The organism is Bradyrhizobium sp. NBAIM03 (genome assembly GCF_020194055.1).
Lineage (GTDB): Bacteria > Pseudomonadota > Alphaproteobacteria > Rhizobiales > Xanthobacteraceae > Bradyrhizobium > Bradyrhizobium yuanmingense.
The window spans coordinates 1-11,727 of the sequence record NZ_JADYVS010000040.1 but is presented as its reverse complement, the minus strand read 5'-3'; the positions used below and the strand labels follow the sequence as shown (position 1 = coordinate 11,727).

The following is an 11,727-nucleotide window of genomic DNA, read 5'->3' as shown; positions in this document are numbered from 1 at the left end:
TTTGACAGTGCGGTAGCTCGGAACCTGCAATTTGCAGTTTGAGATTCCCTCGAATCGCACGGCATGATTCGGCGCTCGTGTCGGAAGGAGCCGATGCGACCGAAGAAGCCGAAGGCGACGGAGGAAGGTGATCTGTTCCGGGCCATGCTCGAGCAGATCATCAACATGGAGCACGAGCTGGTTCAGCACGCCGGCAAGATCAATTGGGACTGGATCGACTATCGACATGAAGGCGTCGCGCGGGCTCGACAAGCCGCTGTTCCAAAAGCTCGTCGCCGTCGAGTGGATCGACCGGCATCAGAACCTGCTCATCATCGGCCCGACCGGCGTCGGCAAGAGCTGGATTGCTTGCGCCTTGGGCCACAAGGCCTGCCGCGACAACCGCTCCGTGCTCTGTCAGCGGCTGCCGCGGCTGTTCGAGGCGCTTGCCCTCGCGCAGGGCGACGGCCGATGGTTGGGTTGCCGATGAGCTTCGCGCTTTCGCTTCCTTGTAGACGTTGCTGATCGACTCGCGGATGTTGCGACACCGCACCATCGACGAACCGCGTTCGGATGCGAGATAGGCGCATGCAGTCGATTCCTTGCTAGGTGTCGTCGGTGCCGGGGATCGTGTCGTTTTCGGAATACTGCCAGAGCTTCCGGTGCCGCGACGCTGACGTCTCCGGAGGTAACAATGCTGACGTCGACTCGACTTCAACCATTTCAACGGCGACGATGCAAACTTGGTCGCTTGGATCAGCCCTGCGGGCAGCAGGCCGCCGGGGCCGCGCCGCGGATGGTCGAGCAGCGCCTGGACGGCCTCGTGCAGATCGTCGAGCGGGGCTCAAACCCACCTTCGAGAAGGTCGTTCAATTCGAGCCGCAGCATCTCGTCATCCCAATTGGTGCGTCGAAGGCCTCGATGAGACGCGACCAAGCGCTAAGCTCGAGACAATACCCGAGAGTGTACCAACAGCAACGGGACAGCTCGCAGAGATGGAAGCAAAAGTAAAAAGATCAAACAGCGTCATAGCAAGTCCGCCGATCTGGAAGCTAAGCGCGCGCTGAACCGCGTGAAGGAGGGTGACCCGGAGGGATATGAGGCCTTCCTTCGTAAGCGTGAGAACCGCGGGGACACTGGCGTTTTCGGCCCGGCTGGACGGGCGAGGCCATAGTCACCACCACATTCCTCGCCGTCGCATTCGCACAACTCTGGCGCGTCGTCGCCATGCGCAGCAGCCGCTCCGGTACCGTTGTCAACGAGTTCACGCGCAATCCATGGGTCTGGCTGCGCTCGGCCTGTACGGCCCTCTGCTCGCAGTCCCTCTCTACTGGCTGCCGATGACCGACGTCTTCCACGTCTGCCACCGACGCTCACGATGTGTAGCATTGTCGCGGGCTACAGCTTGACGCCGATGCTGCTAATTCAGGTCAGCCGCGCCGTCATCGTGCTTGCCAAACGAAGCCGTTAAATGGTAGCCGCGTTGCTTGGCTCGAATTCGCCGTCTGCATCATCGTGATCGGCGTGGCCGGATGTATGCTCATGGTCATTGCGCCCTACGGAGTCCTGATCTCCGAGTGCGAGCCTATTGCCCTCAGGCGCCCGGCCGATTCCGTTCGCTCGCGTTCCCGCGGATTACAGCCCCCGATCTCCCACAGCGGACCCAACGTCACTGCAAATTCGATCGCGAGGATGGGATGGCGGCTCGAACAAGAGCTCGTCCGAACGCTCTAGATGTTCTTGTTATGCGGTCAAGTTCGCCCATTCCACAGACCACCGATTGTGACGTCAGAAAGAATAGTGATCGCGTCTCAAGGACGTCAACAGCAGGGGTAAGCCTACAAGATCATGTAGTTGTAGTATTACTGTTTGCACGGCTCTCTGCTGGTGGCCGTTCGCTGACACGGGGGAGCCATGTCGACAGTTCCCAGCGCAATTCGGCGCCTTTGGTGGCGACGCTTTCTTGTTCTTCTGGCGATCGTCGTGGTCATTGCTTTGATCGCAGTCATGACCAGCTCCCAGCTTGGCGCGACAATCGAAGCTCTGACGCCGCCTGCTCTCCCTGAACCGGTTTCCGCGAGCGAGCAGGTTTCGCTCGATCAGGGCTGGAACGCCGAAGACGCCGATCGATTCCATCATAAAGCCCAGGGCACGCAGACCTTACCGATCCCGCTGTCATGGTTTCTCGCCCTGGAAGCGCCGCTGAACTCGCCTTTCGCTATCCCCTTTTTCAAACGAGAACGGTTTTCTGACAACCGCTATTTACTGCGGTTTGGATTCATAAAGTCTGCCGAAAGCGAGAACAATGAGTACGGTTTGCCGATCGGCTTTGCATATTCGCCGTTTCAGTCGATCCGCGGACTTTCGCGTAAGGAGACTGCCGTTGGATTGACCTGTGCCGCGTGCCATACCGGCCAACTGATCTTCAAAGAGAAGCGCTATGTCATTGAAGGCGGCCCCGCCGTGACCGATCTCGGTCAATTGACAAATGCGCTCCGCGCTGCGCTCGCACAGACCGCTTTGTCGGCAAAGCTACCCTTCTTCGACGGTCGCTTCGGGCGGTTCGCGAAGCGCGTTTTAGGAACCGAGTACAGCGATCTTACACGCGTCCAACTGTCCAAGGAGCTCGATGGAATACTTGGTGCTCTGATCGATCAGCCCGCTGGGATCGACGTCACGGAAGGGTTTACCCGCCTCGATGCGCTCAATCGCATCGGCAACCAGGTGTTCGCACTCGACCCCAAGCGCTACGGCAACTACGTCAACCTCAACGCCCCTGTCAGCTACCCGCACATCTGGACATCGTCATGGTTCGATTGGGTGCAGTACGACGGCTCGATTATGCAGCCATTGGTGCGCAATGCCGGCGAGGCGATGGGGGTTTCGGCGGAGCTCAACCTCACCGCCCCGCCCAAGGGGGGACGTTTTGCCAGCAGCATCCCCTTCGATAATCTGCACTGGATCGAACAACAGCTCGCTGGAAAGGACCAGCCGCTGGTGGCGAAAGCCTTCACCGGACTGAATGCGCCGGCCTGGCCCGACAGCTTTCCTGCGATCGACAAAGCCAAGGCCGCCGTGGGAGCCCAACTCTACGACAAACATTGCAGCGGCTGCCATCTTCCAGCGCTGACGCCGGACATCGTGCACGGCAAGGCCCCGGACGCGGAGTTCTGGAAGAACTTCGGCCCTATCCGCTGGCGCGGTCGCGATGGGCAGGAGAAGCAGACGAGGGAATCCGTACTCAACGTCAAGATCATCAAGCAAAGCCATATCGGCACCGATCCGGCCCAGGGCGACGTGCTGCGCAATCGCACCGTGGACACCGCCGGCAGCGAACTGGCCAGGGCGGGCCAGAGCAGCCCAGGACTCGGCCTCGACATCGATGTCTGCCAACGGAAGGCTGACAACACGCTGGATACGATCCACCTCTCGGACCATGCGATGCAACTCTACGCGCTTGCGCTCGGCGCCGTGGTCCAATCCGGCATCGACGAATGGCTTCGGTCGACCGGGACGGTCCAAGCGGAGATCGAAGGCGATCGGCCGAACTGTCTCGCGGCAGGTTTCGGCTATAAGGCGCGTCCGCTGAACGGCGTATGGGCGACTGCGCCGTTCCTGCACAACGGCTCGGTGCCGACGATCTACGATCTGCTCAGCCCGGTTGCGGAGCGCCCACAAGTCTTCCTGCTCGGTGAGCCCAACTTCGATCCTGTCCGCGTCGGTATCGTGACACGGACGGTCGCTCCTGAAGGCAGGACCTACGACAGCAAGGGCTACTTCATCATCGATACGTCGAGGCCCGCCAATCGCAATACCGGCCACGAATTCTCGAACGAGAAGCATGAGGGCGTCATTGGCCCTGCGCTGTCTCCGGAGGAGCGCAACGCAATCATCGAGTTCCTCAAGTCGATCTGAAATTGATTGGGTCAGCTCCAACTGGAGCAATAGCGAAGACCATCTCGCTCCCGCAGGGGGAAAGGTGGACGGAAGCCCGGATCGACCGACCAGGCGAAGCTTTTCGGAGTTAGGGTGCGGCAGCAATGGCGGAACAGAAACAGGGGCCGGCGGCGAAGTTCCTGAAATGGATGATCGCCAAACATCCGGATGCATTGTTCGCATTCATCCGGCGCGTCAGGCCCAACCTGGCGTTGGGCGCCGCGGGGCCGGTGTTCATCACCCGCTTCCCCGACGTGCAGGAAGCGCTGAGCCGCCCCGACATCTTCAACGTCACCTATGCGCCAATGATGGACCCTTCGGTCGGCCCCTTCATGCTCGGCCGCGACTGCACCGAAATAAACCAGCGCGACAAGGGTATCATGCGCGCCTTCATGCGCATGGAGGATCTGCCGGCAATTCGCCAGAAGGTGCGCAGCCTCGCCAATGCGTCTGTCGAAAAGCAGATCTATACCCAGAACCGGATCGACGTGGTCAGCACGTTGTCGCGCCTGGTGCCCATTCAGCTGACCCGAGAATATTTCGGCTTTCCCGGCCCCGATCTGGCCTCGATGTTCCGCTGGTCGCGCGCGACGCAATATGACATGTTTCACAACCTGGACAAAGATCCGAAGGTGCACCAGGACAACATTGACGCTGGGCAGGAGATGCGCGCCTATCTGACACAACTGCTCCCGCAGCGGCGCGAGCAGCTGAAAAATGGGGCGCCGCTCGAGGACGTGTTCAGCCGCCTGCTGAATAGCCATTTTGACGATTCGATCGGCTTCGCCGACGAACGCATTATTACCAATATGATGGGCACACTGGTCGGCGGGATTGAGACCACATCGGCGGCCATCGTGCAGCTGCTCGACGAGTTGTTCAAGCGCCCGAGGATCCTGAAGGAGGCCATCGACGTCGCCAGCAGCAACAATGACCATCTGATGTATCGCTATTGCTGGGAAGCGCTGCGCTTCAACCCGATCAATCCGTTCGTGGTGCGCCACTGCCGGACCGATTACCGGATAGCCAAGGGCTCGCTGCGCGCGACGACAATCAAGGCCGGCAGCACGGTGCTGATCTCGACCCGGTCGGCGATGCGCGATGGCTTGCAACTGCCGGCGCCGTCCAGCTTCGCGATCGACCGGCCGGAGTCGGTCTACATGCATCTGGGCTACGGGATGCACACCTGCCTCGGCGACCAGATCAGCCGCATCCAAGTTCCGGAAATCGTTCGCCGCATCCTGCAAATCCGGGGCGTGCGTCCCGCCGCGGAGATTGACTACGCAGGAGGGCCGTTTCCAGAACGTTATCCCATCACCTACGACACCCCCATCTGAAGGGCGGACTTCCCAGCAACGAGCCGCGAGTAGGGACTGATCCGGCCGCTGGCGTGGCGGCCTCTGGCGTCAGCACTAGGTCGGTCGTCGCGAAGTCTCCGTCACGCGATGCGCGTGAGATGCGTGAGGCAATAATCAATCGTGTCGGTAGTGTGTTCCGGCTGCGAAACACATCAATAGATGAGAGGCAGAGCTTCGCATGCGCGGCTACTACATTGGCTGACCGAGGAAATGGTTTAAGCGAACGGAAGCCGTATGACGCTGAAGAGGGCCTCGGCAACCGGCAGTTATGCACGAACCTCGCGGAAATCAGCGCAACAGCAATGATACGGTCAAACGGCACCCGCAGGATCACCATTACGCACGACGCCGACGACTACAAACAGCTCTGCTCGCTGATACACTCTTTCGACGCTTGGCGCCCGTTATGACAGGCGAATAGGACAGGCGAACCGTCAATTTTACCGGCTTCTTCATCGATCTCGCGGCCGCATTGGTCTGCGGTTGCACGCGTTTCCCCGTAGCTGTCCGGATTGGCAAGTGTTGGAACACGGTGTTCTACTTGAAAGAACACCGGCTGAGGGATTTTATACTTAAACTGTCTTTTCACTAAATTCCGGTGGCGAGGCCGCGGGACTGCATCGTCTCGCGGCCCCATTGATTTTTCGTCGTTGAGGTCCGGGCCAGCTCCTCCACCGAATTCCGACTCTTTACTCCCAGAAGGGGTAATCGCTTCGATCGCCCGTTGGCATTCAGACGCGTCAAATTCGGGCCGTCGGCAAGTCCTCGCTGGACAGCATTCCGGAGTATGTTGTCGTGGAGTGCACATGGCTGCTGCCAACCTGATCGACAGTAGCGACGGCGATCGTACGAAAACGCGCTCCGCATCGAACATGGCGCGTGGTGTTTGACGTCCCAAGATGGCTGGAGTTCTCCCATCGAGACAGCTTCGGCCGAGCTTGTTTGGCTTTCTAGCTCTGCCAAAGGGCAGAGCCAGACTGATAAAACAAAGTCGGCTCGCTGTCGCGCGCGCCATCGAAAACTGCCCCCTCGACGTCACGAGGAATTGCCCCCTCCTTGGATAGCCGAGGAGAGAGCGAATGAACGAGGAACGAATCGAAGGCTTGTCGTGGAGTAATTCACAGGGGCAGGTGATGAATACGCCGGATGACGTGACGGAGATGTTGCACCTGAGGGTGTGTGGGTGAGGTCTGAAGCGGATTGCGCGCCAGCTGGGCTGCAGACGGTGAAGGACTACGTGGCGCGGGTGGGTGAAGCCTTCAAGTCGCCTGAGCGGGCGAAGCGGGTCATGGCCTTGAAGGCTGGCTGCGCGAGAGGTTCATTCGACATCGCGGCAATGCGGATGCGGTCCGTCACGACCTGTTGGCCGAAAACGGCTTGGCGGTCAGCCGGCGAACGCTGCGACGCGCCGTGCAGCCCTACCGCCAGGCACTGAAGGCCGAAGCTCTGGCGACGACCCGGTTCGAGACGCCCCCGGGGCGGCAGCTACAGATCGACTTCGGCGAGCGTCTGGTCGATATCGGCGGGGCGAAGGTCAAAGCATTTGTGTTCGTGGCGACCCGCGCCGAAAAGCAAGAGCACTGGTTCGCTGGGCTCGAGAGCGCATTCACGACCTTGCCGGAGGAAGTGCTGAAGGACAATCCACGCGCGCTCGTGGTGCGCCACGACAGGTGAGCCGGTCGGTTCAGTTTAACGACAAGCTCATCACGTTCGCGAAGCATTGGGGCTTCCGTCCTCGCGCCTGCGCACCGTATCGGGCGCGCACAAAGGGCAAGACGGAGAATGGCGTCCACTACGTGAAGAAGAACGTGATCGCGGAGCATTCCTTCGCGAGCTGGGAGGCATTCGAGACGCATCTCGCCGAGTGGGAGGGCGGGGTGGCGAACGTACGGTCCACGGCACGACGGGCGTGGCGCCGATCACTCGCTTTGCGTGTGACGAGGTACACCGGTCGAAGCCGCTCGGCGTCGCTCGGATCGCCGCGCGAACTGGCCCGCGTCGTCGGCAACGATTGTGCTGTCGAGATCGACACGACCAACTACGGTACCCTGGCGGCTGATCAGCGAGCGCGTGGCGGTGACGGTCGCGGCTGGCGAGGTGCGCATCCACCATGGCATGCGCGAGGTTGCGGTCACAGGCAATCGGAGGATCGCCGGCTGCGGATCGTCGAGTTCGCCCACCTCGACGGGGTTGCCTGTCGCGATGGCGCGGTCTGCCAACCAGCAACCGCGACACCGACAGTGCCGGCGCCTTCACCACTGCCCTCGTTGTTACGTCCTCTTGCCGAATACGAAGCTACGATCGGAGGGAGCTTCTGATGGTGCGTACAAAGAAGGTCACCGAAGCACCAATCGATTGGCTGGGGGCCATGCTGGCGCGCTCGCAGCTCTCCGGCATCCGCGACCAGCTCGACAACCTGCCCGACGAGACGGCGCGCGTGAACCTGTCGGCGCATGAGACGCTGATCCTACTGTGCGAGCGCGAGGTCGTGCGCAAGGATCATAGGCGCAGCCGTCGATCGACCGAAGCAGATCCGCGACCTGGCCGCGTCACGTTGGATCGCCAACGGCGAGAACGTGCTGCTGCTCGGCGCGCTCGAGTCAGGTTCATGCTGCCCATCTCGCTACCCCCTTGGAGTTGAAGTTCTTTTTGACCCGGATCGCCAGACGATGGCCGCCGGAACCGCCGCGCCCTTGACTTGGGGATGTTCCAGATCAACCGCTTTGACCATCCACGGTGCGCCTTTGCACAGCTGCTGCGCAGCCAAGCTCTGTTCTTCGATCAGACGGCGAACCGTCGAAGGACTGACTTTCAACGCAGCTGGGCGCGCTCGTCCTCTCGGTAGGCCGCGATGGCGTGTTGGTTGCGCAGACTGCGAACGCGGACGCGGGCCCAACTGTTGCCACGCCCTGTCGACCTACTGACGCGGTTGAGAACCGCGGCGATGGTGCTGTCGGGCATCTGACGCGCGAGGACACGAACGAGATCGACCACATCCGCCGCGGTGCTCGCCGGTGCGGTTCCTCCTCACCTGCAATGCCGTGTGATCGCCGCCATGCCAGTGGACAATCAAGTCCAGCACCTCGTCGCGGATGCGCACAACGATCTCATTGATCAAGCTTCGGATGATCCTGTTGCGCGTCGCAGCTGTTGCACCCGGACTTTCCCAAGCTCTCTTGAGTTCGGAACCAGGCGCAAGTAACCGATCGCGATCGATGTCGCTCAACGTCATCTCCGGCGTAGCCAACAACGTGTCGCGCTCGCCCTCAAGCTCGCGGACAGCGACCAGGCGTTCGTTCCAGCGCCGCTCCAGCTCGCCGGCAACAAGGCGATTGTCCGGCTCGACAGCCTCGTATCGCCGACGAGCGCGAGTTGCCTCGTAGCGTGCCCGCTCCAGAGTCAACTCGAGCTGACGCAGCTTGTCGGCGTGTTCACGGCCGCGCGCTTCCATGGTCGCCAGCGCCGCCCGTATACCCAGCGGCTGCAGCCGCGCGATGACCCCCGCGCTGATCGCGCGATCCGCGCGCAGACCGCCTAATGAGATGCACGGGTCTCCACACTGGTTGATCTGGCTACCGCGGCAATGATACCGCCCGACAGTACTGTGCGTACCGCTGTAGGTAACGTGAAGTTTGCTGCCGCAGTGGCCGCAACGAAGAACCCGCGAGCAGGCCTTCGCCGCTGCGAACCGAGCCTCGACTCATGAAGCTTTTTCCGTTGGCGTTGTCGGTGATCAGGCCCTGATTCTTCTCGAACTCCGCCCACGTAATGTAGCCCTCATGGTGGTCCTTGATCAAAACCTCCCAGTCGTTGCGCTCGCGCCGGAAGCCCCGCACGATCCTCTTGCGGCCGGCCTCGATCGTCACTCGACTGCCCGAGCGCCCGAAGACATAGGCGCCAGCATAGGCGGGATTGGTCAGGATGTGGTAGATCGTATTGTACACGGGTAACTTCCATTCGACGTGGCGCCCCTCGGGGCCATGGCCGACCCCCGGGCAAAGTGATTCGCTCCTGCCGTAAGCAGAGGTGGATCTGGCGCAGTGTCTGCATCTCGGCAAACTTGGTGAACACGAGTGCGAGCGCCTCCTGAATGCGCCGATCAGGGTCCTTGTTGATCCGATCGTTGGAGACCTTGAGGTAGCCGATGGCGACGTTGAGGAAGAGCTCACCCCTGCGTGCCTTCTGCTTCAAGGCTTCAAGCGAGCGTTGCCGAAAGATAGATAGCTCCATCTCGCTCATCGTGCCCTTCATGCCGAGCAGAAGGCGATCGTTGGGATAGCGAGGATCGTCGACGCCATCCTCACCGACGATCAGTGTTCCAACGAGCCCGCAGAACTCCAGGAGCGTGTGCCAATCCCTACCGTTGCGGGCCAGCCGAGAGGCCTCAATCGAGACCACAGCGCCAACTTGCCCTTCGCAAATGGCGGCGACCAGCCTCTCGAATCCGGGACGCGCGGTGCCGCCACCAGAGCGACCGAGTTCGTCGTCGATTACGGCCACCTCGCTCTAGCCCAGCTGCCGGGCAAGGTCGACCAAGCCGTACTAGCGGCGCTCGCTCTCGCGGTTGTTGATGACCTGGTCTGCCGTCGACTGGCGAACGTAGACGACGGCCTGGCGAGCAAGGTGCTCAGGTGTGATATTGCTCACCGCCGTCCTCCCGGTTCACGTCGTGTGCCTCGACTGCGCTGTCGGTGAGCGCTTCGGTCAGAAGCTCCTTTAACAGCGCCAGCATTTGCTGTTGGGCTTCGATTGGAATGCTGCTCTATGTCGGAGGGCTCTCGAACAGATCCCCCTGACGACGTGATGCGTCCGCCATGACGGCCTCCTCGCGAATGGGACGATTCCCTGGAAGAGGAGACTAAGAGCGCCTCGACAAGAAGACGCGCTCCAGTAGACGATCCACCGGAAGCTGCGGATCAGCTTTGAGATGGAAGGAAGCGGCGGCGGGAACCGCCATCCATGCCGGCAGCAGCGTTAAGGTGGCATCAGGTTGTCTGATCACAAAATGCGTCTCACCCCCAAGCCGCTTGCAGGAGACAATGACGACTGACGCTCCGCATCGCGGATGGAACGCGTAAAGGATCTCCACCTCAGATCCCAGACACCCGGCATTATGACGCTGGTCCGCCAGGCGTCGGCAAGACGCACCTGTCGATTGCTCTCGGGCGAGAGGCGATCCTGGACGGGTACACGGTGCAGTTCACCACGGCAACGACGCTGGTCGCGGGCCTCGCCAAGGCGCACGGCGAGCAGCATCTGGACAAGAAACTGCTCGCGCTGTCGAAGCCAAAGCTACTAATCGTCGACGAACTCGACTACCTGCCCCTGAACCCGACGCTGCGCATCTGTTCTTCCGGCTGGTCAGTCGCCGTTACGAAACCGGCGCCATGCTGATCACGTCGAACCGCAGCGTTGCCGAAGGGGCAGTTCTTCATGACGAAAAGGGGGCAGTTCCGGATGGCGTTCGACAGACTATGCTCAAGGTTGAACCCGGGCCAACTCAGCATCAAGGGCGGATAGATCCCTACCCATTCTGGGGAGGTCTTCGCTACAATGCCTCCTGATATGCTGCCCCGGCGACTACAGTTTTCCAAGACAGAATGAATAGCATGACTCACCACGTGGATCTCGGACCCGGTGTGGCAAGCATACCAGCGCCAAGAAATCTTCCAAACCGTTCCGATCAGGGAGTGAGTTGGAACAAGTCCTACGAAGCCATCAACGCTTGTGGCCAAAAACCTCTTTTACGAGAGTTACTCACGCAACTACGTCAGCCTGCTGTCTTTCCCACTATGGCAAGGATCGCGGCGGATACAACTGATCTGGGCGTCAAGTTCGACGAGGGCACGACAGCAACATTTTCGCTCGATAGAGCTAACGCCGTTGTGCGAGCGATCGACACGTCTGACGATCAATCAAGGCACGAAAGCTCTCGCGCGATCCCAAGTTGCGTTGTCCAGTAGGTCCACGGCGGCAGCGTCGTGGTATCCAGTCGCGTTGCCTTGATCCGAGAATCGCGGCGATGATGCGCCGAGAGCTGTTGGACACAAGAACATCAAGGAGCGCAGACAACATGCGATAATTGGAAAGCCGCTGTACTACGCATATGACTCTGGCAGACGAAAGCTCTCTCTGCCGGTGACCGCGGACACGACGTTGGCAATGGAGGTTTCGCACTTAGCATGTGTTTTGACCAAGAAACTTACGAGAACCACTCAATACGAGACGAGGTGATGATTCCTTGCCTAGTCTGGACCTCGACGCGCGACACCTGGCAAGCTGTTTGCTCGTGCCGGAGCCCGGTTCAGGCAGCCATCGCCCGATGTTCGCCATGCCCTGACTTCTTCGCACTTGCAATCTCAGAGGCGTCCTCATGTCATTCCCTTCGCGGACGGTTGCACCCGAACCGTGTCGACCTTGAGAACGTCGGAGCTTCCTTTGGGAAGGGCGGGGC

7 protein-coding genes and 3 pseudogenes are annotated in these 11,727 nt (G+C 60.6%); 6 read left to right on the top strand and 4 right to left on the bottom strand.

The genetic code is table 11. The features are described from left to right. Positions 1–220 precede the first annotated feature (220 nt). From I6F21_RS34970 to I6F21_RS34955, 4 genes and pseudogenes are all read left to right on the top strand, one after another. Positions 221–454, top strand: a pseudogene (locus tag I6F21_RS34970) (ATP-binding protein); the annotation flags it as partial. 1,439 nt (positions 455–1,893) lie between these two features. Then, entirely contained in the window at positions 1,894–3,894 is a 2,001-nt protein-coding gene (locus I6F21_RS34965) for a cytochrome c (protein WP_225184123.1), read from the top strand. A 125-nt stretch (positions 3,895–4,019) separates the two neighbouring features. Next, on the top strand, positions 4,020–5,252 hold the full coding sequence (locus I6F21_RS34960) for a cytochrome P450 (RefSeq protein ID WP_225184122.1): 1,233 nt from the start codon (positions 4,020–4,022) through the stop codon (positions 5,250–5,252). Positions 5,253–6,635: 1,383 nt separating this feature from the next. Beyond that, the gene (locus I6F21_RS34955) at positions 6,636–6,947 is read left to right on the top strand and encodes a hypothetical protein (RefSeq protein ID WP_014490253.1); all 312 of its coding nucleotides are present in this window, start codon (positions 6,636–6,638) and stop codon (positions 6,945–6,947) included. 245 nt (positions 6,948–7,192) lie between these two features. Here I6F21_RS34955 and I6F21_RS34950 read toward each other — a convergent pair whose 3' ends face one another. Further along, positions 7,193–7,492, bottom strand: a complete 300-nt coding sequence (locus I6F21_RS34950) for a hypothetical protein (RefSeq protein WP_225130556.1) — start codon at positions 7,490–7,492, stop codon at positions 7,193–7,195. Between the two features lie 98 nt (positions 7,493–7,590). Here I6F21_RS34950 and I6F21_RS34945 point away from each other — a divergent pair, with 98 nt between their 5' ends. After that, positions 7,591–7,914: a hypothetical protein gene (locus I6F21_RS34945; RefSeq protein ID WP_225184121.1), complete on the top strand. Its 324-nt coding sequence runs from the start codon at positions 7,591–7,593 to the stop codon at positions 7,912–7,914. A 276-nt stretch (positions 7,915–8,190) separates the two neighbouring features. Here the strand turns inward: I6F21_RS34945 and I6F21_RS34940 are convergent, their stop codons facing one another. The 3 genes and pseudogenes from I6F21_RS34940 to I6F21_RS38740 all read right to left on the bottom strand — a co-directional run. After that, positions 8,191–8,724, bottom strand: a complete 534-nt coding sequence (locus tag I6F21_RS34940; protein ID WP_225184120.1) for a transposase — start codon at positions 8,722–8,724, stop codon at positions 8,191–8,193. Between the two features lie 121 nt (positions 8,725–8,845). Further along, positions 8,846–9,217, bottom strand: a complete 372-nt coding sequence (locus I6F21_RS34935; protein WP_225130553.1) for a recombinase family protein — start codon at positions 9,215–9,217, stop codon at positions 8,846–8,848. 280 nt (positions 9,218–9,497) lie between these two features. Next, positions 9,498–9,773 (bottom strand): annotated as a pseudogene (locus I6F21_RS38740) (recombinase family protein); the annotation flags it as partial. Positions 9,774–10,394: 621 nt separating this feature from the next. On the opposite strand from I6F21_RS38740, the pseudogene I6F21_RS34925 reads away from it, so the two are divergent. Next, positions 10,395–10,837, top strand: a pseudogene (locus tag I6F21_RS34925) (ATP-binding protein); the annotation flags it as partial. Between the last annotated feature and the right edge of the window lie 890 nt (positions 10,838–11,727).

Excerpts from the sequence above, each read along its gene's own strand:
- I6F21_RS34940 (WP_225184120.1), bottom strand. The coding sequence starts at position 8,724 with ATGGAAGCGCGCGGCCGTGAACACGCCGACAAGCTGCGTCAGCTCGAG.
- I6F21_RS34960 (WP_225184122.1), top strand. The coding sequence starts at position 4,020 with ATGGCGGAACAGAAACAGGGGCCGGCGGCGAAGTTCCTGAAATGGATG.
- I6F21_RS34945 (WP_225184121.1), top strand. The coding sequence starts at position 7,591 with ATGGTGCGTACAAAGAAGGTCACCGAAGCACCAATCGATTGGCTGGGG.
- I6F21_RS34965 (WP_225184123.1), top strand. The coding sequence starts at position 1,894 with ATGTCGACAGTTCCCAGCGCAATTCGGCGCCTTTGGTGGCGACGCTTT.